At 73.4% G+C, this 26549-nt stretch carries 20 protein-coding genes; 16 read left to right on the forward strand and 4 right to left on the reverse strand.

Annotation, left to right across the window (positions count from 1 at the left end; translation table 11 throughout):
* Positions 1–69 precede the first annotated feature (69 nt).
* The 7 genes from ACIRSS_RS09180 (at position 70) to ACIRSS_RS09210 (ending at position 15602) form a co-directional block, all read left to right on the forward strand.
* The gene (locus ACIRSS_RS09180; RefSeq protein WP_400892492.1) at positions 70–2061 is read left to right on the forward strand and encodes an MMPL family transporter; all 1992 of its coding nucleotides are present in this window, start codon (positions 70–72) and stop codon (positions 2059–2061) included.
* The gene (locus ACIRSS_RS09185; RefSeq protein ID WP_400892495.1) at positions 2058–3527 is read left to right on the forward strand and encodes an MFS transporter; all 1470 of its coding nucleotides are present in this window, start codon (positions 2058–2060) and stop codon (positions 3525–3527) included. The genes ACIRSS_RS09180 and ACIRSS_RS09185 overlap by 4 nt, the downstream gene beginning before the upstream one ends.
* A 92-nt stretch (positions 3528–3619) precedes the next feature.
* Positions 3620–5347 (forward strand): fatty acyl-AMP ligase, encoded by a 1728-nt coding sequence (locus ACIRSS_RS09190; protein ID WP_400892497.1) that lies wholly within the window; start codon positions 3620–3622, stop codon positions 5345–5347.
* Positions 5344–11799: a beta-ketoacyl synthase N-terminal-like domain-containing protein gene (locus ACIRSS_RS09195; RefSeq protein WP_400892500.1), complete on the forward strand. Its 6456-nt coding sequence runs from the start codon at positions 5344–5346 to the stop codon at positions 11797–11799. Before ACIRSS_RS09190 ends, ACIRSS_RS09195 begins: the two co-directional genes overlap by 4 nt.
* Positions 11799–13376 carry an acyl-CoA carboxylase subunit beta gene (locus ACIRSS_RS09200; protein WP_400892502.1) on the forward strand — a complete coding sequence of 526 codons (1578 nt, stop codon included), beginning with the start codon at positions 11799–11801 and terminating at the stop codon, positions 13374–13376. Before ACIRSS_RS09195 ends, ACIRSS_RS09200 begins: the two co-directional genes overlap by 1 nt.
* An 11-nt stretch (positions 13377–13387) precedes the next feature.
* Positions 13388–14356 (forward strand): alpha/beta hydrolase, encoded by a 969-nt coding sequence (locus ACIRSS_RS09205; protein ID WP_400892504.1) that lies wholly within the window; start codon positions 13388–13390, stop codon positions 14354–14356.
* 31 nt (positions 14357–14387) lie between these two features.
* Complete coding sequence (locus tag ACIRSS_RS09210) at positions 14388–15602, forward strand: lipase family protein (protein WP_400892506.1); 1215 nt, start codon at positions 14388–14390, stop codon at positions 15600–15602.
* Between the two features lie 4 nt (positions 15603–15606).
* Here ACIRSS_RS09210 and ACIRSS_RS09215 read toward each other — a convergent pair whose 3' ends face one another.
* Positions 15607–16251 carry a cutinase family protein gene (locus ACIRSS_RS09215; protein WP_400892508.1) on the reverse strand — a complete coding sequence of 215 codons (645 nt, stop codon included), beginning with the start codon at positions 16249–16251 and terminating at the stop codon, positions 15607–15609.
* 131 nt (positions 16252–16382) lie between these two features.
* Positions 16383–17051 carry a TetR/AcrR family transcriptional regulator gene (locus tag ACIRSS_RS09220; protein WP_400892510.1) on the reverse strand — a complete coding sequence of 223 codons (669 nt, stop codon included), beginning with the start codon at positions 17049–17051 and terminating at the stop codon, positions 16383–16385.
* Between the two features lie 69 nt (positions 17052–17120).
* Here ACIRSS_RS09220 and ACIRSS_RS09225 point away from each other — a divergent pair, with 69 nt between their 5' ends.
* Positions 17121–18299, forward strand: coding sequence for a helix-turn-helix domain-containing protein (locus tag ACIRSS_RS09225; protein WP_400892512.1), 1179 nt, complete (start codon positions 17121–17123; stop codon positions 18297–18299).
* Here ACIRSS_RS09225 and ACIRSS_RS09230 read toward each other — a convergent pair.
* Positions 18289–19143: an SDR family oxidoreductase gene (locus tag ACIRSS_RS09230; RefSeq protein WP_400892514.1), complete on the reverse strand. Its 855-nt coding sequence runs from the start codon at positions 19141–19143 to the stop codon at positions 18289–18291. The genes ACIRSS_RS09225 and ACIRSS_RS09230 overlap by 11 nt on opposite strands.
* A gap of 118 nt (positions 19144–19261) precedes the next feature.
* Between ACIRSS_RS09230 and ACIRSS_RS09235 the strand changes: the two genes are divergently transcribed.
* On the forward strand, positions 19262–19666 hold the full coding sequence (locus ACIRSS_RS09235) for a winged helix-turn-helix transcriptional regulator (RefSeq protein ID WP_400892517.1): 405 nt from the start codon (positions 19262–19264) through the stop codon (positions 19664–19666).
* Between the two features lie 6 nt (positions 19667–19672).
* Here ACIRSS_RS09235 and ACIRSS_RS09240 read toward each other — a convergent pair whose 3' ends face one another.
* Complete coding sequence (locus tag ACIRSS_RS09240; protein ID WP_400892519.1) at positions 19673–20449, reverse strand: hypothetical protein; 777 nt, start codon at positions 20447–20449, stop codon at positions 19673–19675.
* Positions 20450–20504: 55 nt separating this feature from the next.
* Here ACIRSS_RS09240 and ACIRSS_RS09245 point away from each other — a divergent pair, with 55 nt between their 5' ends.
* The 7 genes from ACIRSS_RS09245 to fgd are packed head-to-tail and all read left to right on the forward strand — an operon-like array spanning position 20505 to position 26531.
* Positions 20505–21272, forward strand: coding sequence for an SDR family oxidoreductase (locus ACIRSS_RS09245; protein ID WP_400892521.1), 768 nt, complete (start codon positions 20505–20507; stop codon positions 21270–21272).
* A complete protein-coding gene (locus tag ACIRSS_RS09250; RefSeq protein ID WP_400892523.1) occupies positions 21269–22147 on the forward strand; it encodes an SDR family oxidoreductase in 879 nt (292 codons plus the stop codon). Before ACIRSS_RS09245 ends, ACIRSS_RS09250 begins: the two co-directional genes overlap by 4 nt.
* Complete coding sequence (locus ACIRSS_RS09255) at positions 22147–22887, forward strand: enoyl-CoA hydratase family protein (RefSeq protein ID WP_400892525.1); 741 nt, start codon at positions 22147–22149, stop codon at positions 22885–22887. Before ACIRSS_RS09250 ends, ACIRSS_RS09255 begins: the two co-directional genes overlap by 1 nt.
* Positions 22877–23740 (forward strand): CoA transferase subunit A, encoded by an 864-nt coding sequence (locus tag ACIRSS_RS09260; RefSeq protein WP_400892527.1) that lies wholly within the window; start codon positions 22877–22879, stop codon positions 23738–23740. The genes ACIRSS_RS09255 and ACIRSS_RS09260 overlap by 11 nt, the downstream gene beginning before the upstream one ends.
* Positions 23737–24468 (forward strand): CoA-transferase subunit beta, encoded by a 732-nt coding sequence (locus tag ACIRSS_RS09265; protein WP_400892529.1) that lies wholly within the window; start codon positions 23737–23739, stop codon positions 24466–24468. Before ACIRSS_RS09260 ends, ACIRSS_RS09265 begins: the two co-directional genes overlap by 4 nt.
* Complete coding sequence (locus ACIRSS_RS09270; protein WP_400892531.1) at positions 24465–25520, forward strand: NAD(P)H-dependent flavin oxidoreductase; 1056 nt, start codon at positions 24465–24467, stop codon at positions 25518–25520. The genes ACIRSS_RS09265 and ACIRSS_RS09270 overlap by 4 nt, the downstream gene beginning before the upstream one ends.
* 6 nt (positions 25521–25526) lie before the next feature.
* Positions 25527–26531, forward strand: a complete 1005-nt coding sequence (gene fgd / locus ACIRSS_RS09275) for a glucose-6-phosphate dehydrogenase (coenzyme-F420) (protein WP_400892534.1) — start codon at positions 25527–25529, stop codon at positions 26529–26531.
* Positions 26532–26549: the final 18 nt, after the last annotated feature.

Here is a 26549-nt window from a genome sequence, read left to right on the forward strand (position 1 = left end):
AAGCAGGACCGTATCTTCTCGGGCCATCCGGTTGTTAGCGTGATCAACCATGCGCGGCGGGAGAACGGGATGACGAGGGTCGTTTCCTGGTGTTTCCGCCACGCCGTCGTGGTCGCCGCGCTGTGGCTGACGGCGCTGGCCGGCCTCGGTTTCGCCGCGCTGCACACGGGCGCGGCCTTCCACGACACGGTCGACCTGCCCGCCGCGGACAGCACCGCGGCGGCGAAGCTGCTGCGCGGCACGGGTACCGAAGAAAGCGTCGTCGTGCGTGCCCTGGACGGCCCGATCGACCGCGGCGCGGGCCGCGTGGACCTCGAAGCGTTCGCCGCCCGCCTGGCGGCGCTGCCGCACGTCGTCGCGGTCAGCCCGCCGCCCGGCCGGGTGGCGCCCGACGGCGGGACCGCGATCCTGACCGTCCGGTTCGACGCGCCCGCGACGACCCTCGGGCAGGCCACGGCGGACACGTTCGCCGACGTCGTCCGCGACGCCCGCGGCCTCACCGCCGGGGCGTCGGGGGAGCTCGCCGCGATGACCGCGGCCGCGCCCGACCTGGGCAACGCCGGCATCGGCCTGCTCGCCGCGGCCCTCGTGCTGTTCGTGACGTTCCGGTCGCCGGCCTGCGTCCTGCTCCCGGTCCTCACCGCCTCGGTGTCGGTCGGCTGCGCGCTCGCCGCGGTGACGCTGCTGTCGCACGTCATGACCGTGCCGAAGATCAGCACCGAGATCGCCGCGCTGCTGGGGCTCGGCGTCGGCGTGGACTACGCGCTGTTCGTGCTCACGCGCTTCCGGCAGGGCCGCCGGGAGGGCGCGGACCCGGCCGCGGCGCTGGCCGTCGCGGCGGCGACGTCGGGCCGCAGCGTGGTGTTCGCCGGGGTCACCGTGTGCGTCTCGCTGGCCGGGATGCTGACCGTCGGCATGCCGTTCCTCGACGGGATTGCCGTCGCCGCCGCGGTTTCCGTGCTGCTCACCGCGTCGGCCGCGCTGACCCTGCTGCCCGCGTTGCTGCGCCCGGCCGCCGGGCGGATGCGGATCCCGGCCGAAGGCGGTGGCCGCGGCTGGGCCCGGCTCGCGCGGTCGGTGACCCGGCGGCCGGGTCCGTACACGCTCGCCGCGCTGCTGGTCGTGGCCGTCCTCGCGCTGCCGATGACCGGGCTGCGGCTCGGCGTCCCGGACGCGTCCCTCGACCCGCCCGGCAGCATCACGCGCACGGCCGCGGAGCTGCTGCACGCCGGGTTCGGGCCGGGCGCGGGCGCGCCGCTGCTGGTGGTGGGCACCGGGGACGCGTCGCTCGGCACGCTGCGCGAGGCGCTGCTCGCTCGCGCCGAGGTCGGGCCGCCCACCCCGCTCCCGGGCGGCTGGCTGCTCACGGCCACCCCGCGCACCGCGCCCGACGACCCGGCCACCGCCGAGCTGCTGAGCTGGACGCGGGCGATGGCCACCACCGTCGGCGGCCCGGACACGCACGTCGGAGGGCCGGTCGCCGCCCGGGCCGACTTCGCCGCGGCCGTCACCGCGCGGCTGCCGCTGTTCCTGTTCAGCGTCGTCGGCATCTCGGTCCTGCTGCTGGCGTGGGTGTTCCGCAGCGTGGTGATCCCGCTGACCGCGGCGGTGATGAACCTGCTGACCGCGGCCGCGACGACGGGTGCGGTCGTCTTCGCCTTCGGCGCCCCGATCGAGCCCTACCTGCCGGTGTTCCTGTTCGCCGGGTTGTTCGGGTTGTCGATGGACTACGAGGTCTTCCTCATCGCGCGCGTCCAGGAGGCGTGGCGGCGGCGCGGCGACACCCGGGCGGCGGTCGTCGACGGCGTCGCGGCGACCGGCCGGACCATCACCGCGGCCGCGCTGATCATGGCGCTGGTGTTCGTGGCGTTCGCCTTCGTCGACGCCCGGGTCGTGCGGGAAGCCGGCGTCGGGCTGACGGTCGCCGTGCTGCTCGACGCCGTCGTCGTCCGGTGCGTGCTGGTCCCGGCGGTGATGGCGTGGTTCGGCGAGGCCAACTGGTGGTTCCCGCGCCGGCGGCCGGCCCGGGTCGCGCGCGAACTGGTGGGGAGCGGGCGATGACGCGACGGACCCTGGTGCTGATCGCGCTCGGCGCGTTCGTCACGACGCTGGACAACACCATCGTCGCGGCCGGCGCGCCGTCGATCGCCCGCGACCTCGCCCTGGACCTCGGGGCGCTGCAGTGGGTCGCGCTCGGCTACATGCTGCCGTTCGCCGGGCTGCTGCTGGTGGCGGGCACGCTGATCGACCGCTGGGGCCGGCGTCCGGCGCTGGCCGGCGGGCTGCTCGCGTTCGGGCTCGGCGCGGCCGCCGGCGGGCTGGCGACCTCGGCCGGGCTGCTGGTCGCGGCCCGGGTGGTGCAGGGCGCGGCCGCCGCGTTCCTGGTCCCGGGCCTGCTGAGCCTGCTGCGCACCAACCTCGACGCGCGTGGCCGGACGCTCGGTGCCGCCGTCTGGACGGCGTGCCTGGCCGCCGCGCTCGCGCTGGGCCCGGCGCTCGGCGGGCTGCTGAGCGAATACCTCGGCTGGGGCTGGATCTTCTTCGTCAACTTGCCCTTCGTGGCGGCGATGCTCGTGCTGCTGCCGGGAACGGTCCCGCGAGGCCGCGACCGCCCGGTGCCCGGCTCGTCCTCGCGACGACGGCGATCCTCCTGCCGCGGCGGTACTTCGCCGCCCTCGGCCCCCGCCGACCCCGGGCCGGCGGCCGGCGCGATGGCCGTCGTGACCGCGAGCCTGGTCCTGCTGACGGCGGCGCTGGTCGAGGTCGGCGAGCACCCGCGGACCGGCGTGGCGCTGCTGGCCGCCGGGGGCGCGCTCGGTGCGGCGTTCGTGCTCCGCGAGCGCCGGACACCGGCCCGGCTGGTGCCGGCCGAGCTGACCGAAAACCGGGTGTTCACCGGCTCGCTCGCCGTGCAGGTGCTGTGGGGCCTCGGGATTTCGGGCGTCGTCTTCTTCACGCCGTTGCTGCACCAGGACTTCCTCGGCCTCGACCCGGTGCGCGCCGGGCTGCCGCTCGCGCTGGTCGCGGTCGCGGTGGTGGCCGCGACCCCGCTCGTTCCGCGGGCCGTCGCCCGGCACGGTCCACATCGGACGGTCGCGGCCGGGCTCGGCGTGGTCGCGGCCGGCCTGCTCGCGCTCGCCGCGGTGAACCACGTTCCGGCGGTGCTCCCGCGGGTCCCCGGGCTGGTGCTGATCGGGGCCGGTTCGGCGTTCACGACCCCGCTGACCTCGCACGCGCTGGACGTCGTGGCCGAACGGCACGCCGGCACGGCGTCGGGGCTGCTCACGGCGTCTCGCGAGCTTTCGAGCGCGCTGGGTGTCGCGCTGATCGGGGCCGTCCTGACGGCCGTGCGGGCGCTGCGGCTCGGCGCCGGTGCGGCGCCGGGACCGGCGCTGGCCGCGGGCTACACCGCGGGTCTGCTAGCCGCGGCCGGGTTGACGCTCGCCGGCGCGCTGCTGGCCGTGCGCGTGTCACGGAGCGGATCCGCCCCGACCTCGTCGCCGCGTGACAAACGCGCTGTGCCGTAATGCGCGTGCCGGTGAGTATCGCAATTCGCTTGATTGACAACCGCCCGGGCGCGGCTATTCACTGCGCCGGTAAACGCTCTCTGCGAGGTGCCATGGAAACCATTTCCCCGCCGGTTCCCGTCCCCGGGGCTGAATCGACGGCCTCACTGGCGACCCTGCTCGGCCGGTGGGCGCGGGTGCTCGGCGACGAGGTCGCGCTGACCCACGTCGACTACCGCGACAGCGCCGACGGCCGGGCGGTCGCGCTCACCTGGCGCGAGCTCGACGAGCGGGTCGGCACGGTCGCCGCGCGGTTGAGCGGAATCGCGGCGCCGGGCGACCGGGCGGCGGTGCTCGCCGGGCAGTCCGTGGACTACGTCGTCGCGTTCCTCGGCGCGATCCGGGCGGGCCTGATCGCCGTGCCGCTGTTCGCGCCCGGCCTGCCCGGGCACGCGGGCCGGCTGGCCGCGGCGCTCGCCGACTGCGCGCCGAGCGTCGCGCTCACCACGACCGCGGACATCGACGCGGTCCACGCCTTCCTCGACGGTTCGGCGGTCCGGCCGGACGTCGTCGCCGTCGACGCGCTCGCTCCGGCCGAACCGCGGGACTGGCCGGCACCGGACGCCGACGCGACGGCGTACCTGCAGTACACCTCGGGTTCCACCCGCACGCCCGCCGGTGTCGTGCTGACCCACCGCAACGTGCTCGCCAACGCGCGTCAGGCGTGCACCGCCTACGGCGCCGAAAGCCGGACCACCTCGACGGTCAGCTGGCTCCCGCTCTTCCACGACATGGGCCTGATCCTCGGCATCGGCGCGCCGATGGTCGGCGGCCTCGCCTCGGTGCTGATGGACCCGCTGGCGTTCCTGGAACGGCCGTCGCGCTGGCTGCGCGCGCTCTCGGCCAGCCCGGGCGCGATCAGCGCGGCGCCCAACTTCGCTTACGCCTACTGCGCTTCCCGCGTGTCCGAGGCCGAGAAGAGCTACCTGGAGCTGAGCCGGGTCGTCTCGCTGATCAACGGCAGCGAACCGGTGCTGCCGGCCACGATCGCGAAGTTCCAGGACGCCTTCGCCGGGTGCGGGTTGCGGCCGGAGGTCCACCGGTCGTCCTACGGCCTGGCCGAGGCCACCGTGCTGGTTGCGGTGTCCGACGCCGGGAAACCGGCCCGGCAGGTCACGTTCGACCGCGACCGCCTCGCCGCCGGGTTCGCGGTGCCCGCCGCGGCCGGGTCGACGCTCGTCTCGTGCGGCCGCCCCGCCGGGCAGCGCGTGCGGATCGTCGATCCCGGCACCGGCGAACCGGTCGCGCCGGGCGAGGTCGGCGAGATCCGGGTCAGCGGCCCGAACGTCGGCCGCGGCTACTGGGGCCGGACGGCGTCGTCGGCGACGTTCGGCCTGCCGCCGCTCGACCCGGAAACCGGCGAGGGCTGGCTCGCGACCGGCGACCTCGGCGTGGTCTTCGAAGGCGAGCTTTACGTCACCGGCCGGTTGAAGGACCTGGTCGTCGTCGACGGCCGCAACCACTACCCGCAGGACATCGAGCAGACGGCCGAGGAACACGCCGGTGTCCGGCCGCACTCGGCGGCGGCCTTCGCGATCGCCACCGACGACGGGGAAGCCGCGGTTGTCGTGCTGGAACGAGCGAAGGACTCGTCAGTCGCCGTCGCCGAGCTGGCGGCCGCGGTGCGGGCGGCGGTGTCGGCCGGGCACGGTCTGGGACTGCACGACGTCGTGGTCCTGCCGCCCGGTGAGGTGCCGCGGACGTCGAGCGGCAAGATCAGCCGGGCGCGCTGCCGGAAGTCCTATCTGGACGGTGCGCTGACCGGCCGGCGGCTCGGATGACAACGTCCGGCGCGGTGCGCGCGTGGCTGCTCGCCCGGCTCGGTCCGGTGGACCCCGGCCGGCCGCTGCACGAAACGGGACTGTCCTCACGGGACGCGACGGCCCTAGCGGCCGACCTGGGCGAGTTCGTCGGGCGCTCGCTGGACGTGACGCTCGTCTGGCAGTACCCGACGGTCGACGCGCTGGCCGAGTATCTGTCCACAGGGGAATCCGCTGCGGTTTCCCGGCCACCGCAGGTGGAAGAGGAGCCGATCGCGATCGTCGGCCTCGGCTGCCGGCTGCCGGGCGGGATCGACTCGCCGGAAGCGTTCTGGCGGTTACTCGACTCCAGCGGCGACGGTGTCGGTGACGTCCCGGAAGGCCGTTGGGAGACGTTCGCGCCGGCCAGCGACTTGGCGGGATTGCCGCTGCGGGGCGGGTTCCTCGACGACGTCGCCGGGTTCGACGCGGAGTTCTTCGGCATCACGCCGCGCGAGGCCGAGGCGATGGACCCGCAGCAGCGGATCCTCCTGGAGGTCGCGTGGGCGGCGCTGGAGCACGCCGGAATCCCGCCGTCGGAGCTGCGCGGGAGCCGGACCGGCGTCTTCGTCGGGCTGTCGGCCACCGAATACGGCTCGCTGACGATGACGGACGTCGCCGGCGTCGACGTCTGGTCGGGCACCGGGGCGGCGGCGAGCATCGCGGCCAACCGGCTGTCGTACCTGCTCGACCTGCGCGGACCGAGTCTCACGCTCGACACGGCGTGCTCGTCGTCGCTGGTCGCGGTGCACCAGGCGATGCAGAGCCTGCGCCGCGGCGAGAGCGAGATCGCGCTGGTGGCCGGGGTGAACGTGCTGCTGTCGCCGGGCATCACGGCGGGCTTCCACCGCGCCGGAGTGCTGGCCGCGGACGGCCACTGCAAGCCGTTCGACGCGGCCGCCGACGGCATCGCGCGCGGCGAGGGGTGCGGGGTGGTCGTGCTGAAGCCGCTGCGGGCGGCCCGCGGCGACCGGATCCTGGCGGTGCTGCGCGGCAGCGCGGTCAACTCCGACGGCCGGTCCAACGGCTTGACGGCCCCGAACCCCTTGGCGCAGGCGGACTTGCTGCGCTCGGCTTACGCGTCCGCCGGGGTGGATCCGTCCTCTGTGGACTACGTGGAGGCGCACGGAACGGGCACGCCGCTGGGGGACCCGTTGGAGGCGGGCGCGCTGTCGGCGGTGCTCGGCCGCCCGGCCGACCGCCCGCTGTTGCTGGGGTCGGTGAAGAGCAACCTGGGCCACCTCGAAGGTGCGGCGGGCATCGCGGGGCTGCTGAAGGTGGTGCTGGCGATGACGCACCGCCGGCTGCCGCCGAGCCTGGGGTTCCGGGAGCCGAACCCGCACATCGACTTCTCGGGGCTGCGGGTGGTGACGTCGCCGACGGAGTGGCCGCGCTACTCGGGCACGGCCCGGGCGGGGGTGTCGGCCTTCGGTTTCGGCGGGACGAACGCGCACGTGGTGCTCGAGGAATGGCCGGCGGCTTCGTTCCCGGTTCGGGTGCCGCCGGAGGCCGCGGGACCGGCGGTGTTCGCGCTGTCGGCCCGGTCGGGTGAGGTGCTGCGGGCCCGGGCGGGGGAGCTGGCGGAGTGGCTCGAGGGGGCTTCGGAGGTGCCGCTGGGCGCGGTGGCCTCGACGCTGGCGCACCGGCGGGAGCACTTGTCGGTACGTGGTGCGGTGGTGGGGGAAAGCCGCGGCGAGGTGGTGGCGGGGCTGCGGGAGCTGGCCGCGGGGCGCGGCTTGGTGGGGGAGCCAGGCACGGAGTCCGGCGGCTCCGCGAGTGGCTTGGTGGGCAAACCGCCGACCGAGTCCGGCGGCGGGGCCACCACTGCCGCGGGCGCGGTAGTTGGCGTGGCTCGCAAGGTGGCCGATGATCGCGGCGAGGCCACCGCGATTCGCGGCGGCGGGGCCACCACTGCTGGCGGCCCAGCCGCCAGCGCGGTGGTTGGCGTGGCTCGCAAGGTGGCCGATGATCGCGGCAAGGCCACCGCGGGCCGCGGCGGCCCGGCCACCGGCGCGGCTAACCGGCCGGCCACCGGCCGCGGCGAGGGTTCCGGCGATCCCGTCTTCGTCTTCTCCGGCTACGGCTCCCAATGGGACGGCATGGGCCGCGCCTTCCTCCGCTCCGAACCCGCCTTCCAAGCCGAAGTCGAAGCGCTCGACCCCGTCTTCCGATCCCAACTCGGTTCCTCCCTTCGCGACCTCCTCGAAGGCGATCCCGGCGACCTCGCCACCACCCAGCTCGCCCTCTTCGGCGTGCAACTCGCCCTCGCCGGGCTCTGGCGGGCCCACGGGGTCACCCCGGCCGCCGTGGTCGGGCACTCGATGGGAGAGGTCGCCGCCGCCGTGGTCGCCGGGGCGCTCGAACCCGCCGATGGTCTGCGCGTCATGGCCACCCGCGCGCGGCTGCTCGCCGAGCTCGATCGGGGCGGGACCGGTGCCATGGCCGTCGTCGAGCTTTCGCCGCAGGAGCTCGCCCGGTTCCCCGATGTCACCGTCGCCGTCTACGCCTCGCCCACCCAGTGCACCGTCAGCGGCGCCGCCGACCAGGTCGACGCCCTCGTCGGGCACGCCGAAAGCCTGGGCCGGCTCGCCCGGCGGCTCCCCGTCGGCGGGGCCGGGCACTCCGCCGCCGTCGACGCCGTGCTCGGCCGGTTCCGCGCCGGCCTCGACGAGATCCGGCCGCGCACACCGGAAATCCCTTGCTACACGACAGTGCTCCCGGAGCCCCGGGAGACGCCCGCCTTCGACGTCGAATACTGGGCCGCGAACCTCCGCCGTCCGGTGCGGTTCAGCCAAGCGCTGGCCGCCGCGGCCGAGGACGGCCACACCGTCTTCATCGAAGTCGCCCCGCACCCCGTCGCCCTCGCCGCCATCGAACAGACCACCGGCGAACGAGGCCTGCCCTCCGCCAGCCGCAAGGTCGACGAGCGGACCGCCTTCCTCACCACCCTCGCCCGGCTGCACGTGCACGGCCGGCCCGACGCGCTCGCGGCCCGTCCCCGGACGGCGAGCGTCGACCTGCCGGGACCGGTCTGGCGCCACCGGAAGTTCTGGCCGAAGCGCCGGACGCCCGCCCGGGGCGGCCACCCGCTGCTGGGCGTCCACATCGAACACCCGGACGGCGACCTCTGGCGCGGGGACGTCGGCACCGAAGCCCTCCCGTGGCTGGCCGACCACACCGTGCGGGGCACGCCGGTGTTCCCCGCGACCGGCTTCCTCGAACTGGCGCTCGCCGCCGCTCCGGGCCGGCGAGTCCGGGACCTCGAACTCCGCGAAGTCCTCGAACTCGACGGCCACACCGAGGTGACGACCAGCCTCACCGGCACCGAGTTCGGCGTCCACGTCAAGACCCACGGCGAGTGGGTCCGCCACGCCTCCGCGCGGATCGAGCCCGGCGGCACGCCGTCGGCGCCGTTCGGCGAGGCCGCCGGCGAGCCCCTGGACCTCTACCGCGTCCTGGCCGAGCTGGGCCAGGACTACGGCCCGGCCTTCCGCGGCCTCCGCAACGTCGTCGCCGCCGACGGCAAAGCTTCCGCCGAAATCGCCCAGCCCGACGACCACCCCGCCTACCGGCTGCACCCCGCGCTCGCCGACGCCTGCCTGCACGCGCTCGCCGCGGCCGTCGGGGACGCCGACGCCCTCTACCTCCCGCTCACCATCGGCGAGGTGGTCCTGGCCGGCGAGCCACGCCGCGGGGTGCGCGTGGACGCGGTCCTCACCTCGCGGGACCCGTCCGGGGACGGGCTGCTCTGCAGCGTCCAGCTCGTCGACGCCGACGACGCCGTCCTGGTCGAGTTCCGCGACGTCTACTGCCGCCGCTTCCGGGACGCGGCGCTGGACCGGCTGCTGTACGAGGCCGCGTGGCAGCAGGTCGACCTGCCCGCCGCGCCGGAGCGGGCGGAGCGCTGGATCGAGCTGTCCGAAGACACCCTCGAGGACCAGCTGCGGGAAAACCCGACCGAGGTACTCGTCCACCTCGACAGCGAAGACAACCCCGATCCCGAACGGGCCGAAAGGCTGATCGGGAGATTGTCCGAACTGGTCGCCGAGCTGGCCGAACTGCCCCAGCCGCCCCGGTTGTGGCTGGTCACGACCGGAGCCCAGAGCATCGAACCCGGCGAACGGGGCGACCCGACCTCGGCCGCGCTGCGCGGGTTCGTCCGCGTGCTCGCCTTCGAACACCCCGAACTCCGGGTCAGCGCGGTCGACTTCGACGCGGGACCGGACCCGGCCCGGCTGCGGGTCGGGCAGCTGCGCGACGAGGTCCGCGCGGACGGCCCCGACGACGAAGTCGCCTGGCGCGAGGGCGTCCGGTACGTCCGGCGGCTCGTCCGCCCCGAGCCGGGCGACCCGGTGCGCGAACCGGTCCGCGACGGCGCCTACGTCATCACCGGCGGGCTCGGCGGCCTCGGCCTGGTCGCGGCGAAGTGGCTGGCCGAGCGCGGCGCGACCCGGGTGGTGCTCAACAGCCGCCGCGCCGCCCCCGCGCCGGACCTGGGGATCGACGTCCGCGTCGTGCCCGGCGACATCGCCGCGCCCGGCACGGCCGAAGCGCTGGTCGCGGCGGCCGTCGACGGTGGCGTGCCGCTGCGCGGGGTGCTGCACGCCGCCGGGGTCCTCGCCGACGGCGCCGCGATCAGCCTGGACGCGGCCGCGCTCGACGCCGTCTGGCGGCCGAAGGCGCTCGGCGCCTGGCGCCTGCACGAGGCGACCGCCGGCTACGACCTCGACTGGTGGCTCGTGTACTCGTCGGCCGCCGCTCTCTTCGGCTCGCCCGGCCAGGCCGCGTACGCCACCGCCAACGCCTGGGCCGACGCCCTGGTCGTGTGGCGGCGGGCCCAGGGGCTCCCGGCGGCGACGATCGGGTGGGGCGCCTGGGGCGACGTCGGCGCCGCGGCCGGGTCGCGCAACCCGGTGCTCGAGCCGCTCGGCACCGAGGAAGCGCTGTCGGCGCTGGACGCCGTGCTCGCGCGCGACCGCCAGGCGACCGGCGTGGCCCGCGTCAACGCCGGGACGGTGCTGGAGCTGTTCCCGCGCCTGGCCGAGCGGCCGTTCTTCGGGTTGTTCGCGCCGCGGACCGGACCGTCCACTTGGGACGGCCTGGCCGCGCTGCGGAAAGCACCGCCGGACACCGCCCGGAAGGCGATCGCCGACCACCTGGCCGGGCTCGTCGCGGGCGTGCTGGGCTACGCGGACGTCGAGCGGGACGTGCCGCTCACCCGGCTCGGCCTCGACTCGCTGTCGGCGATGCGTGCCCGGGGCGCGGTGGAACGCGACTTCGGCCTGCCGCTGCCGATCCCGCTGCTCCTGCGCGGCGCCAGCCTCGCCGAGCTCGCCGCGCACCTCGCCGAGCAGGCCGGCTTCGGCGCGGGGAAGACCGCGCCGGTCACCGCCGGGCCGCGCGATCCCGCCGAGCGGTGGGTCGCCCGCCACTGGCGGGCCGAGCTGGGCGGCCCGGAACCCGGCGTCCACGACGACTTCTTCGCCGCCGGCGGCGATCCGGAAAGCGCGCGGCGGCTTCGGGCCGTCTTCGCGGAGCAGCTGGGCGCGGTGCCGCCCGTCGAGCGGCTGTTCGCCACGCCGACCGTCGCCGCGCTGGCCGACCTGCTCCGCGGCGAGATCGAAGGCCACGGCGGCGGCCCGGTGCGGCTGCTGCGCGACGGCGTCGCCGAACCGCTGTTCCTGTTCCACCCGGCCGGCGGCCCGACGAGCGTGTACCGCGAGCTCGTCCGGCTGCTGCCCGAGGGACACCCGGTGTACGGGCTGGAGCGGATCGACGACGAGGACACCGTCGAGGCCAAGGCCGCCTGCTACGCCGAGCTGATCCGGGAGATCCAGCCACGCGGCCCGTACCGGCTGGGCGGCTGGTCGTTCGGCGGCTGCCTCGCCCACGAGACGGCCCGGCGGCTGGACGGCCCGGTCGACCTCGTGGTCCTGATCGACTCGATCCTGCCGCTGCCGGCGGCGGGGAAGCCGGCGGACCTGCTGCTCGACCGCTTCGACCGGTTCGCCGAGCACGTGTCGCGGACCTACGGCGTCCCGTTCGCGATCCCGCGCGCCGAACTGGCCACTTTGGACGAAGACGCGCAGATCCGCTGGGTGATGCAAAGCCTCGCCGAACGGGTCCCGGACCTGGGCGCGGGCGTCCTGCGCCACCAGTACGAGTCCTATGTGGACGCGCGCGTCGCCGAGCGGTACACGCCGAAGCGGTACGACGGCCGGGTCCTGCTGCTGCGGGCGCGGGAACCGCATCCGCTGACGACCACTTTGGACCCCCGGTACCTGCGCACGGACGAGACCCTCGGCTGGGACGAGTACTGCGGCGACCTCGAAGTCGTCCGGGTGCCGGGCGACCACGTCTCGATGATCGACCCGCCGCACGTCGCGGTGATCGCCGCCGCGCTCGCGGCCCGGCTCGGAGCAGGGGTGCGGTGATGGACGAACTGATGCCGACCACGGCGTTCCGGATCGCCGATCTCGCGGCCCGGCAGGACGAAGCCGTCCGGATCGCCGAGAAGCGGGCCGTCGACCGCCAGCACGCCAAGGGCAAGCTCACCGCGCGCGAACGGATCGGGCTGCTGCTCGACCCGGGTTCGTTCGTCGAGCTGGACCAGTTCGCGCGGCACCGGTGCGGCGAGTTCGGGATGGACGCCAACCGGCCCTACGGCGACGGCGTCGTCACCGGGCACGGCACGGTCGACGGCCGCCAGATCTGCGTCTTCTCCCAGGACTTCACCGTTTTCGGCGGCAGCATGGGCGAAGTCTCCGGCGAGAAGGTCCTCAAGGTGATGGACCTGGCCATGTCGCTGGGCTGCCCGGTCGTCGGGATCAACGACTCCGGCGGCGCGCGCATCCAGGAAGGCGTCGTCTCGCTGGCCTACTACGCCGAACTGGGGCGGCGCAACGCCCACGCGTCCGGGGTCATCCCGCAGATCTCGATGATCATGGGCCCGTGTGCGGGCGGAGCCGTGTACGCGCCGGCCATCACCGACTTCACCGTGATGGTCGACGAAACCTCGCACATGTTCGTCACCGGACCGGACGTCGTGCAGGCGGTGACGGGCGAGCGCGTCACCGCGCAGGAGCTCGGCGGCGCGGCCGTGCAGAGCGAGGTCGCCGGCAACGCCCACCACCGGGCCGCCGACGAGCAGGACGCCATCGAGTGGGTGCAGACGCTGCTGGGCTACCTGCCCGCGAACAACCTGGACCCGGTGCCGGAGTACGCCGACGACACCAGCGCCGTCGTCACCCCGGCCGACCTGGAGCTCGACCGGCTGGTGCCCGACTCGCCGAACCAGACCTACGACATGGCCGAGCTGATCGTCCGCCTGGTCGACGACGGCGAGTTCTCGGAGGTCCACAGCGCCTTCGCACCCAACATGATCTGCGCGTTCGGCCGCGTCCAGGGCCGCACGGTCGGCGTCGTGGCGAACCAGCCGCGGCACCAGGCCGGCGTGCTCGACATCGACGCGTCGGAAAAGGCCGCCCGGTTCGTGCGCTTCTGCGACGCCTTCTCGATCCCGCTGCTCACCCTCGCCGACGTCCCCGGCTACCTGCCGGGCAGCGACCAGGAACGCGGCGGCATCATCCGCCGCGGCGCCAAGCTGATCTACGCCTACTCCGAGGCCACCGTGCCGAAGGTGACGGTGGTCGTCCGCAAGGCGTACGGCGGCGGCTACGCGGTGATGGGGTCCAAGCACCTCGGCGCCGACGTCTCCCTCGCCTGGCCCACCGCGGAGATCGCGGTGATGGGCGCGGCGGGCGCGGTGCAGGTGCTCTACCGCCGCGAGCTGGCCGAGCTGCCGCCGGAGCGGCGGGCGGCGGCTCGACGGCGGCTCACCGAGGAGTACCGCAAGCGCCACACCGGCCCGTACCTGGCCGCCGAACGCGGCTATGTCGACCAGGTCATCACGCCGTCGCAGACCCGGCTGCAGGTCGCGCGCGCCCTGCGGGCCCTGCGGACCAAGCGGCAGACCCTGCCGGCCAAGAAGCACGGAAACATCCCCCTGTGAAGGAGACTCCGATGAGAGCCACCCTGCTGATGCTGGCCGTCGTGGTCCTGGTCGCCAGTGGCGTCACCGCCGCCCAGGCGAGCACCGCCGTGGCCGACGACGGCGCGAAGGTCGTCCAGGAGACCTGGCTCGACGCCCGGACCGTCGACCTGAAGATCGACTCCCCAGCCCTGGGCACCACCGGGATGGTCCGGCTGATCGTGCCGTCCGGCTGGGCCTCCCAGCCGACGCGGACCTGGCCGGTGCTGTTCCTGCTGCACGGCTGCTGCGAGCCCGTCGACTACAAGTCCTGGGACCAGTTCACCGACGTCAAGGCGTTCACCGCGACGAAGGACGCCCTCGTCGTGATGCCGACCGACGGCCCGGCCGGGATGTACACGAAGTGGTGGAACTTCGGGCTGTCGAGCAAACCCGACTGGGACACGTTCCACACCGCCGAAGTCCGCCAGATCGTCGAACGCGGCTACCACGGCGGCACGCGCCGCGCGGTCGCCGGCCTGTCGATCGGCGGCTACGGCGCCATGGCGTACGCGTTCCAGCACAAGGGGATGTTCGCCGCGGCCGCGTCGTACTCCGGCGTGCCGAACACGCTCTACCCGGGCATCCCGATCTGGATCATCGGCATCCTCGCGCGCGCCGGGATCTTCAACTACCTGAACCTGTGGGGCGACTCCTTCGGGATGCAGCCGATCTGGTCGTCGCACAACCCCTACGACCACGTGCAGGACCTGCGCGGCACGGCGCTCTACATCTCCTGCGGCAACGGGCAGACCGGGCCGCTCGACCCACCCGGGCAGTCCGACGTGCTCGAACCGTCGGCGTTGCTGTCTTCGCAGAGCTTCACCGACAAGCTGCGCCAAGCCGGCATCCCGGCGACGGTCGACTACTACGGGCCGGGCACCCACAGCTGGCCGTACTGGCAGCGGGCCCTGCACGACTCGTGGCCGGTCCTGGCCGGCGCGCTCGGCCTCCCCGCCTGAGCGCATTCCCCTTTCCCCGATGGAGGTTGTGGTGAAGTCTGTCCACTTGCGACGCGTGCTGTCCGCGCTCCTGGGCGTCTCCCTGGCGGCGCTGGGGGTCGTGGCCGCGAGCCCGCCGGCCGGTGCCACCGCGGCGCCGATCCTGCCCGGCCCGTTCGACGACTCGTTCTACACCCCGCCGTCGCCGCTGCCGGCCGGCAAGCCCGGGGACGTCCTGCGGTGGCGCCCGTCGGTGCCGCTGCTGAACGCCGCCAACGCCGACACCTGGCAGGTCATGTACCTCTCGACCGACGCGCTGGGCCGGCCGGACGCGGTGACCGGCACGATCCTGGTGCCGAAGGGCAAGGACCCGGCCGCCGCTCCGATCGTCGGGTATGCCGTCGGCACGCAGGGCCCGGCGTTCAAGTGCGCGGCGTCGAAGGCGATGGAACGGGGCACGCTCTACGACCAGCCCGCCATCAACGACTCGCTGTCCAGCGGGTACGCCGTCGCGGTGACCGACTACGAGGGCTACTCGCCGGCGACCACGCCGACGTACATCACCGGGCAGTCCGAAGGACCGGCCGTGATCGACTCGGTGCGGGCGGCGCAGAACCTCCCGGCCGCCAAGCTGGCCAAGACCGCCAAGGTGATCTTCCAGGGGTACTCCCAGGGCGGCGGCGCGTCGATGTGGGCGGGGGAGAAAGCGCCCGCGTACGCGCCGGAGCTGAACGTCGTCGGCGTCGTCGCGGGCGGGGTGCCGGCCGATCTGACGGAGGTCGCGAAAGGACTCGACGGGTACGTCGGGTTCGGGTTCCTCGCGTTCGCCGCGGTCGGGCTCGACGCCGCGTACCCGGAGCTGAAGCTCGATTCGTTCCTCAACGAAACCGGGCGGCAGCAGCTGAACGACGCGAAGAAGAACGCGTGCGTCGCCGAGCTCCTGCTGAACTACTCGTTCAAGAAGATCAGCGACTACACGACATCGAACCCGCTGAGCACGCCGCAGTGGCAGGCGCGGCTGGCGCAGAACAAGCTGGGCGCGAACCCGCCGCGGGTGCCGGTGTTCCAGTACCACGCGAGCACCGACGAGATCGTCAACACCCCGCAGGCCGAGGCGCTGCACCGGGCGTACTGCGCCGCCGGCGTCCGGGAGCAGTGGCAGACCTACATCTCCGACCACGCCACCGGAATCCTTGCCGGGAACGCGGATGCCCACCAGTGGATCGTGAAGCGCTTCAACGGTGAGCAGGCCCCGGCCAACTGCTGAGCAGTCAGAGCTCGCCCGCGGCGAAGGCGGCGGCGTCGGAGGCGTCGCCGCCGTAGCTCAGGTGAGCCAGGAAGTTCGCGCCGCCGGCCTGGCAGATCGGGTCGCCGTCGGCGCAGTAGTCCTTGGTGCGGCTTTGGTACGTCCCGGTGACCTGACGGCCGATCGCCCGGATCGGGTTGCCGAACAGCAACACAGCCGCGACCCGAGGGGCCAGCTCCGCCGGGATGGTCGCGACGATCGGGCCGCCGACGACCGCGCCGTCGCTGCTGACGCCGATCGAATTGTCGACGACGTTGGCGCCCTGGGAGTAGCCGACCAGCACGAACCGCTGCTGCGGGCAGGCCGCGGCCTGCGCCTTGACGTGGTTCACCAGGTCGGTGTTGCCCTTCTGCACCGACGCGGGCTCGCCGAGGTCGGCCGGGTAGTCGACGCGGTAGCCGCTCACCGAACGCGGCCGCAGCTGGTTCTGCACGGCCTGGTAGACGGGGTCGCCGACGATGAGGCCGAGCGTGCCGGGTTCGAACGTGCCGCGGGCGACCGGCACGTCGACGTCGGTGCACGCCGCGGCCGAAGCCGCGGGCGCGGTGGCGAAGGCTAGCCCGGCGGCGGCGAGGCCGGCCGCGGCGACAGCGGAAAGCAGACGAATCATGACTGACCCCACTTCTGCGGGAAAACCGGAATATCCGCAAACGCTTTCTCGAAATGCGGGAAAAGGCAAGGGGGTCGCCGATTTGCCGGGCGGAATTGTTCAGCCGGTGACAAACAGTCCCGTGTGGACGCTCAGGTGGCGCACGGCCGCCCGGCGTCGACGTGGTCCAGCAGGGCGGGTTCGAGCCCGCGCAGGGCGGCCACCACGAACCCGGTGGCCAGCTCGCCCGCGGCGATCGGGTCGACGCCGGGGGAGTGGGAGACGTGCATCGCGGCCCGGCCGACCAGGCCGACCATCATCGCGGCCAGCAGGTCCGCGCCGGGGCCGGGCGTGCGGCCGTGGGCGAGCAGGTGCTCCCGGACGCGGTCGACGACGTGCGTGGTGACGGTGTCGGCGAGCGCGCGGCGCTCGTTCGACATCTCGTCGACGGCGGAGTCGTACAGCATCCGGAAGCTGTCCGGGTGCGCGCCGGCGTAGCGGAACATGGCCATCACCGCGAGCCGGACGCGGTCTTCGAGCGGGCTCGCGCTCGCGGTCTCGTACGCCGTGAGAACCCAGTTCCGCAGCACGGCGACCTCCCGGCTCACGGTGGCGCGGAACAGCGCCGCTTTGTCGCCGAAATGCGCGTAGAGAGTCGGTTTCGTGGAGTCCGCGCGGGCGGCGATCAGGTCCATGGTGGCCTGGGCGTACCCGCGTTCGGCGAACACCGCGCGGGCGGCGTCGAGCAGCTCGCCGTCGGTGGGCCGGGCGGCCGGGCTCCGGCGCGTGCTGGATCGATCAGGGGACCGCGGCCTGCTCATGGAGGTGTACTCTACGGTCTCGCTGCTTTACCGCTCGGTAAAGCTGACCCGCCCCGCGAAGGGAGCCCGGTGTCCGGCGACCGAGCTCGGCAGCAAGTCCCGGTGGCGCACGAGGTTTCCGGACGCGCGGAGCTGGCCGCGCTCATGCGCCCGGCGATCCCCGCGCTGGTGGAATGGATCGTCCGGGAGGTGTGGCAGGCCGTCCCGGTGTACGCCGGGCACGGCCGCGTGACCCGCCACGGCGTCGAGTGCGCGGTGGTCCTCTTCGTCGACCTGGTCGAGGACCCGCTGGCGCCGCGGGACCGGCTGTACGAGACGTGCCGCCGGCTCGGCGCGGGCGAGGCGTACGAGGGCCGGAGCCTCGACGACCTGCAGACGGCGTACCGCATCGGCACCCGTGCCGGCTGGCGCTGGATCATGCGCCTGGGCCGCCGCGAACGGCTGTCGTCGGCGGTGATGGCGCGCTTGGCGGAGATGCTGTTCGCCTACGCGGACGACTTGGCGCGGATGTCGATCCGCGGGCACCGCGAGGCCGAGGCGGAGCTCGGCGGCACGCGGGCGAGCCTGCGCCGTCGCCTGCTGCGCCTGGTCACCGGCCCGGTCGCGCCGACGGACGCGGTCGTGGCCGAGCTCGCGACGGCGGCCGGCTGGCCGGTGCCCGCCGAGGTGGCCGCCGTGGTCCTCGAAGCACCGGTGGAACCGTGCTGGGGGCCCGAGGTCCTGGCCGACCTCGAACCGCCGCGCCCCTGCCTGGTGGTGCCGGCGCCGGTGGACGAGCGGTGGCTCGCCGCCCTCGGCGTCCGGGCCGCGGTGGGACCGCCGGTCCCGCCGTCGGCGTCGGCGCAGTCCCTGCGCTGGGCGCGGACGACGCTGCGGCTGGTGGGTGAAGGCGCGCTGCCGGACGCCCCGGTGACGTGGTGCGCGAAGCACCTGACGGAGCTGTGGCTGCTTTGCGACCCGGCCCTGGCGGACCAGGTGGCCCGCCGGGAACTGGCCCCACTGGCCCGGTTCCCGGACCGCACGCGCCGCCGGCTGAGCGAGACTTTGCTGTCGTGGCTGGAAAACGGCGGGAACTCGGAGAAGATCGCGGTGAACCTGTCGGTCCACCCGCAAACGGTCCGGTACCGCGTGCGCCAGCTGCGGGAGGCGTTCGGCGAGCGGCTGGAGGACCCCGGGGCCCGGTTCGCCATGCAGGCGGCCTTGCGCGCCTCGGCTCTCCGGTCCCCGGGGCCGGACCTCAGCCCTTGACCAGGGCGGTGACGGCCTCCGCGAGCGGCGTCGTCGGCCGGCCGAGCAGGCGGCGCAGGTCGCCGGAGTCCGACGCCAGCTCGCCCTCGGCGATGCCGCGGTCGGCATCGGCCAGCATGGCCGCGACCGGCTCGGGCAGCCCGGCGCCGACGAGCACCTTCCGGTACTGCTCGCCGGGCAGGTCCTGGTAGGTGACCGGCTTGCCCGCCGCGGCCGTCACGGCGGCGGCGAGGTCGGCGTAGCTCCACGGCTCGTCGCCGGCCAGCTCGTACACCTTGCCCTCGTGGCCTTCGCCGGTCAGGACCTCGACGGCCGCCTCCGCGAAGTCGACCCGCGGGACGCCGCCCAGCTTGCCCTCGCCGGCGCTGCCCACGAAGGACCCGACGGCGAGCGCCTGGGCGATCGTCTGCGCGTAGTTCTCGGTGTACCAGCCGTTGCGCAGGAAGGTGAACGGCAGGCCCGACGCGCGGATGGCCTCCTCGGTGGCCTTGTGGTCCGGCGCGACGAACAGCTTCGTCGTGTCGGCGGCCAGGACGCTCGTGTAGGCGAGGTGACCGACCCCGGCCTCGCGCGCGGCCGCGACGGCGGCTTCGTGCTGGGCCAGCCGCTGCCCGGGCGTGCTGCTCGAGATGAGCAGCACCTTGTCCGCCCCGGCGAAGGCGGCGGCCAGGCTCGCCGGGTCGTCGTAGTCGGCGCGCCGCACCTGCACGCCGCGCGCGGCGAACTCGGCGGCCTTCGCGGGATCGCGCACGGCGGCGACGACCTCGCCGGGCGCGACCTTCTTCAGCAGGCCTTCCACGACCAGGCGGCCGAGCTGGCCGGTGGCACCGGTGACGACGATCATCTGCTGCTCCTCGCTGTTGGATTGCTTACCGACAGAGTGTACTAACTATTCGAAAGTGCAAACTATTGGTGAGCATCCTCACCTGGGTTTCCCCGGCGGGCGAGGTACCGTGGACGGCATGAGCGAGGCGCCGGAGTGGCTGGACGAGCACGGGCAGGTGCTGTTCGACGTGTTCGCGCAGGCGTGCACGTCCCGGGCGACGCTCGAGCACATCACCGGCCGGTGGGGGATCCTGGCGATGGCCGCCCTCCACGACGGCACGCTCCGCTTCAACGCCTTGCGCCGGCGGGTGTCCGGGGTCAGCGAGAAGATGCTCGCCCAGACGCTGCAGGCCCTCGAGCGCGACGGGTTCGTCCACCGCGAGGCCCAGCCGACGATCCCGCCGAAGGTGGAGTACAGCCTGACCCCCCGCGGCCGCCGCACGGCGGCGCTGCTGCTGGCGTTGATCGAGGACGTCGAGGGCCAGATGCCCGAGGTGATGGCGGCCAACGCGGAGTACGACGCCGCCAAGCGTGAGTCGTAACGCGTTCTAGTTCGGGTCGAGTCGCACGGCTTCGAGTTCGGGGTCGTTCAGGAGAGTCTCGATCAAGGTGGTCGGACCGGCGACCTTGGTGCCCCACAGGTCGTAGTCGGTGGCCAGGCACCACGACCGGTCGATGGGCCAGAGGTTCGAGGGACTGAAGCCGACCTCGGGGTGGTCGTAGAGGGCTTCGGCGTCGCCGAGATGGCCGGCGCGCACTACGAGGGTCTCGACGTCGAGGAACCCGAACAAGGCCGGGCTGTAGTAGGCGAAGCAAGGTGTGTCCGGCCCGGCGGGACCGTGCTCGGTGAGCAGGTCGATCAGCCGCGTCCAGGTTTCGCGGTCGAGGCTTCCCTCGGTGGGCGGGATGATGCCGAGCGGCCAGCTGCCGCCTGTCTTGACCGACGGGAAGCACTGGTAACCGGGCAACTGCCCCTCAGGAACGAGGGGGTCGCCGGTGCGCTCGGCGAGTTCCGCCCAGCGCAGCCGTCGCCAGCCGGGGCCGGGGTGCTCCGCGCGGCCCAGCCCGCCGCCCGTGGTGACGGTCCTGGCTTCGAGGTCGATTCCTCCGACGACGACCGGTTCGACCCCGCCCTCCGCCAGCCGCGCCTGCCGGTACTCGTGGTGGGTCGTGCCGGTCGGCCCTTCCTCGTGCTCGTACATCGCGTTGAGCACCCAGGCCGCGTCGGGCAGCGCCGGCGGCAGGAAGCCGGTCAGCCCGTCGCCGCACAGGTCTCGGAGCCAGTCCGCCGCGCCGGGTGGCGCGAGGGGCCACTGGTCGGTCATGCGTCCATGATCGCACGACCTTGCCCAAAGTTGGAACGTGTTCTAGTTTTGGGGAGTGAAGACCGATCTGGGCCTGTCCGGCGCCGTCGTGCTGGTGACCGGGGGCGTCCGCGGGGTGGGCCGGGGCATCACCGACGTGTTCCTCGCCCAGGGCGCCCACGTGGTCACCTGCGCCCGGCGCGAAGCCGCCACCGACGCCGAGTTCGTCCCCTGCGACGTCCGGGACGAAACGCAGGTCAAGGCGCTCATCGACGGGATCGTCGACAACCACGGCCGGCTCGACGTCGTCGTCAACAACGCCGGCGGGGCCCCCTACTCGCCGGCCGCCACCGCCTCGCCGCGGCTGCACGAGAAGGTCGTCCAGCTCAACCTGCTGGCCCCGCTCCTGGTCTCGCAGCACGCCAACGCCGTCATGCAACGCCAGAGCACGGGCGGCTCGATCGTGATGATCTCCAGCGTCAGCGGCACGCGCGCGTCGCCCGGGACCGCCGCCTACGGGGCCGCCAAGGCCGGGCTCGGCAACCTGACCGCCAGCCTCGCCGTCGAGTGGGCGCCGAAGGTGCGGGTCAACGCCCTCGACGTCGGCATGGTGCGCACCGAACAGGCCCACCTGCACTACGGCAGCGAGGCCGCCGTCGAAGCGGTCGGCAAGACCGTGCCGCTGGGCCGGCTGGCCGAGCCGGCGGAAGTGGGCGCCTGCGCCGCTTTCCTCGCCTCCGGCCTGGCTTCCTACGTCTCCGGCGCGACCCTGCTCGTGCACGGCGGGGGAGAGGTCCCGGCGTTCCTCGCCGCGGCCGACGTCAACCAACGGGAGGATTCGTGAGCGGGTTGTGCCAGGATCGGGTGGTCGTCGTGACCGGCGCCGGCCGCGGCATCGGGCGGGCGCACGCCCTCGCCTTCGCCGCCGAAGGCGCGCCGGTGGTGGTGAACGACGTGGACGGCGACGCGACCGCGGAAGTCGTCGCCGAGATCGAAGCCCTGGGCGGGAAAGCCCTGGCCGACACCTCCGACGTCGCCGATTGGGCCGGGGCCAAGACGCTCGTCGACACCGCCCTGACGCATTTCGGCCGCCTCGACGTGCTGGTCAACAACGCCGGGTTCGTCCGCGACCGGATGCTGGTCAACCTCGGCGAAGACGAGTGGGACGCGGTCGTCCGCGTCCACCTCAAGGGACACTTCGCGCCGCTGAGGCACGCCGCGGAGCACTGGCGCGCCGAAGCCAAAGCCGGGCGGACACCGCAAGCCCGGGTGATCAACACCAGCTCCGGCGCGGGCCTGCTCGGCAGCGTCGGCCAGGGCAACTACTCGGCGGCGAAGGCGGGTATCGCCGGGCTGACCGTCGTGGCGGCGGCCGAGCTGGCGCGCTACGGCGTGACGGTGAACGCGATCGCGCCGGCCGCGCGGACCCGGATGACCGAGGCGGTCTTCGCGACGATGGCGCGTCCGGACGAAGGGTTCGACGCGATGGCGCCGGAGAACGTCTCGCCGCTGGTCGTCTGGCTCGGCAGCGAGGAGTCCGCGCACGTCACCGGACGGGTGTTCGAGGTCGAAGGCGGCAAGGTGTCGGTCGCCCAGGCGTGGCGGCACGGCCCGGCCGTGGACAAGGGCGCCCGGTGGGACCCGGCCGAACTCGGCCCGGTGGTGAAGGACCTGCTCGAGCGCGCGCCCGAGCCCGAACCCGTCTACGGAGCGAGCTGATGGGCATCCTCACCAAGCGCGACGCGCACGTCGAGACCGTCACGGTCGACTTCCCGCCGGTGAACGCGCTGCCCGTGCGGGGCTGGTTCGACCTCGCCGACGCGATCACGCAGGCGGGCCGCGACCCCGACGTGCACGTCGTGATCCTCCGAGCGGAAGGCCGCGGGTTCAACGCCGGGGTCGACATCAAGGAGATCCAGCGCAGCGAAGGGTATGACGCGCTCGTCGGCGCGAACCGGGGTTGCTACGCGGCTTTCGGCGCCGTCTACGACTGCGCGGTGCCGGTTGTCGCGGCAGTGCACGGGTTCTGCCTCGGTGGCGGGATCGGCCTGGTCGGGAACGCCGACGTGATCGTGGCGTCCGACGACGCCACCTTCGGCGTCCCCGAGGTCGAACGCGGCGCGCTCGGCGCCGCGACCCACCTGGCCCGGCTCGTGCCGCAGCACCTGATGCGCACCCTCTACTTCACCGCCCGCACCATCACCGCCGCCGAGCTGCACGCGCACGGGTCGGTCTATCAGGTCGTACCGCGCGCGGAGCTGGACGACGCCGCGCTGGCCGTCGCCCGGGACATCGCGAAGAAGGACCCGCGGGTCATCCGGGCGGCCAAAGAAGCCCTGAACGGCATCGACACCCAGCAGGTGCACCGCAGCTACCGGTTCGAGCAGGGCTTCACCTTCGAGCTCAACCTGCTCGGCGCCTCCGACGAAGCCCGCGAGGAGTTCTTGAATGGCCGATAAGCGCACGACCGCCGACGAAGTGGCGGCCGAGCTGAAGGACGGCATGACGATCGGGATCGGCGGCTGGGGCTCGCGGCGCAAGCCGATGGCGCTCGTCCGCGCGATCCTCCGGACGCCCGTACGCGATTTGACCGTGGTGTCCTACGGTGGCCCCGACGTCGGGCTGCTGTGCGCGGCGGGCAAGGTCAAGCGCGTCGTCTTCGGGTTCGTGACGCTCGATTCGATCCCGTTCGACCCGTGGTTCGGCCGCGCCCGCGAGACCGGTGCCATCGCCGTCACCGAGTACGACGAAGGCATGTTCGGCGCCGCGCTTTCCGCGGCCGCGCAACGGCTTCCGTTCCTGCCGACGCGTGCCGGACTCGGCTCGGAGGTGATGCGCGCCAACCCGGACCTGCGGACCGTGCGCTCGCCCTACGCCGACGGCGAGGAGCTGGTCGCGGTCCCGGCGCAGCACCTCGACGTCGCGCTCGTGCACCTCAACCGCGCCGACGCCCGCGGCAACGCCCAGTACCTCGGCCCGGACCCGTACTTCGACGACCTCTTCTGCCTGGCCGCGGACCGGCGGTTCGTGTCGGTGGAAAAGGTCGTCGACACGACCGAGCTGACGGCGGGCGGGCCGGTGCAGTCGCTGCTGCTCAACCGAAGCGCGGTCGACGGCGTCGTCGAATCCCCACGCGGCGCGCACTTCACCACGGCCGTGCCGGACTACGGCCGGGACGAACGGTTCCAGCGCCACTACGCGGCCTGCGCCAAGGACCTCGACGCGTGGCCGGGGTTCGCGGACCGGTTCCTGTCCGGCGACGAGCGCACCTACCTGTCCGAAGTGGACAAGTTCGAGGCGGAGGCGGCATGAGCGCGACCCGGGCCGAGATCGTCGTCGTGGCGATGGCCGAGGTGTTCCGCGGCGACGGCGAGATCGTGGTCAGCCCGATGGGCCTGGTCCCGCAGCTGGGCGCCAAGCTCGCGCGGCTGACGTTCGAACCCGACCTGCTGATGTCCGACGGCGAGGCCTACCTCGTGACGACCGGCGGCGTGGTCGAGGGCTGGCAGCCGTTCCGCAAGATGCTCGACACGATCGTCCCGCACGGGCGCCGGCACGTCGTGATGGGCGCCAACCAGATCGACCGGTACGGCAACCAGAACATCTCCGCCATCGGCGACCACGCCCGGCCGAAGAAGCAGCTGCTCGGCGTGCGCGGCGCGCCGGGCAACACGGTCAACCACCGCACCAGCTACTGGGTTCCGCGGCACTCTTCGCGGGTCTTCGTGGACACAGTGGACGTCGTGTCCGGGGTCGGCTACGACAACGCGGCCAAAGCCGGGCCGTCGGCGCAGAGGTACCACGACGTCCACCGGGTCGTCTCGAACCTCGGCGTGTTCGACTTCGGGGGTGCCGACCACGCGATGCGGGCGGTGTCGCTGCACCCCGGCGTCACCCGCGACGAGGTCGTGGCGGCGACGACGTTCGAAATCGACTTCTCCGGCGTCGAGACCAGCCGCGAGCCGACGGACGAAGAGCTGCGGCTGATCCGCGAGGTCGTCGACCCGAAGAGCTTGCGCGACAAGGAAGTCCCGGCGTGAAGACCGCGCTGACCGAGCTCGTCGGCGTCGAGCACCCGGTCGTGCAGACCGGGATGGGCTGGGTCGCCGGACCGCGGCTCGTCTCGGCGACCGCCGAGGCGGGCGCGCTCGGCATCCTCGCCTCGGCCACGATGACCTTCGCCGAGCTGGAAGCCGCGATCGCCGAAGTCAAGAAGCGCACGGAAAAGCCGTTCGGCGTCAACCTGCGCGCCGACGCGGCCGACGCCGGCGACCGCGTCGACCTGCTGATCCGCGAGGGCGTCAAGGTGGCGTCGTTCGCGCTCGCGCCGCGCAAGGAGATGATCGCGAAGCTGCGCGACCACGGGATCGTCGTGATCCCGTCGATCGGCGCCGCGCGGCACGCCGAGAAGGTCGCCGCGTGGGGCGCGGACGCCGTCATCGTGCAGGGCGGCGAAGGCGGCGGGCACACCGGGGGAGTGGCGACCACGCTGCTGCTGCCGTCGGTGCTGGACGCCGTCGACATCCCGGTCGTCGCCGCCGGCGGCTTCTTCGACGGCCGCGGCCTGGCCGCCGCGCTGGCCTACGGCGCGGCCGGCGTCGCGATGGGCACGCGGTTCCTGCTCAGCAAGGAGAGCACGGTCCCCGACGACGTCAAGCGTGTCTACCTCGAGCAGGGGCTCACCGGGACGGTCGTCACCCGCCGCGTCGACGGCTTGCCGCACCGCGTGCTGCGCACCGACCTCGTCGAGAAGCTCGAACGGACGGGCCGGATCCGCGGCCTGGCGCAGGCCGCGCGCAACGCTCTCCGGTTCCGGAATATCACCGGACTGTCCCCGGTTGCCATGGTCAAAGAAGGCCTTGCGATGAAGCACGGCCACGATCTGACCTGGAGTCAGCTGGTCATGGCGGCCAACACCCCGATGCTGTTGCGGGCGGGGCTGGTCGAGGGCCGGACGGACGCGGGAGTGCTAGCGTCGGGACAGGTGGTGGGCATGATCCACGACCTGCCCACGGTGGCCGGGATCGTCGAGGGCACAGTGGCCGAGGCAGGTGAGATCCTGCGGAGACTCGGCCGGCAAACGGGAGGATGAGTCAGCGTGGCGCTCAAGGTCGGATACAAGGCGTCGGCGGAGCAGTTCGGGCCGCGGGACCTGGTCGAGTACGCGGTGCGTGCCGAAGAGGTCGGCCTCGACTCGGTCTGGGTGTCGGACCACTTCCTGCCGTGGCGCCACGAGGGCGGCCACGCGCCGTGGGCGCTGGCGTGGATGCCGGCGGTCGCCGAGCGCACGAAGCGGGTGCAGATCGGCACGAGCGTGCTGACCCCGACGTTCCGGTACAACCCGGCCGTGATCGCCCAGGCGTTCGCGACGATGTCGCTGCTGTCGAACGGCCGCGTGATCCTCGGCGTCGGCTCCGGCGAGGCGCTGAACGAGATCGCCGTCTCCGGGCGCGAGTGGCCGGAGTTCAAGGAGCGCTTCGCCCGCCTGCGCGAGTCGATCAAGCTGATCCGCGAGCTGTGGACCAGCGACAACGTGAACTTCAAGGGCGACTACTACGAGCTGGTCGACGCCAAGATCTACGACCGGCCGGAGCAGCCGGTGCCGGTGTACGTCGCCGCGGGCGGTCCGGTGGTGGCCAAGTACGCGGGCCGTGCGGGCGACGGGTTCATCTGCACCTCGGGCAAGGGCATGGACCTCTACACCGAGAAGCTGATGCCCGCGGTCAAGGAAGGCGCGGAGGCGGCCGGGAAGTCCCTCGAGGACGTCGACCGGACGATCGAGATCAAGCTGTCCTACGACCGCGACCACGAGAAGGCCCTGGAGAACACCCGGTTCTGGGCGCCGCTGTCGCTGTCGGCGGAGCAGAAGCACAGCGTGTCCTCGGCCGAGGAGATGGAACGGCTGGCCGACGAGCTGCCGATCGACCAGGTCGCCAAGCGCTGGATCGTGGCGTCCGACCCGGACGAGGCCGTGGCGCAGATCAAGCCGTACCTCGACGCGGGCCTGAACCACCTCGTCTTCCACGGCCCGGGCCACGACCAGGAGCGGTTCCTGAGCCAGTTCTCCGAGGACGTGCTCCCGAAGCTGCGCGCCCTGGGCTGAGCCCGGAGTTCCGCCCGG

This window comes from Amycolatopsis sp. NPDC101161 (genome assembly GCF_044768185.1).
Classification (GTDB): Bacteria; Actinomycetota; Actinomycetes; order Mycobacteriales; family Pseudonocardiaceae; genus Amycolatopsis.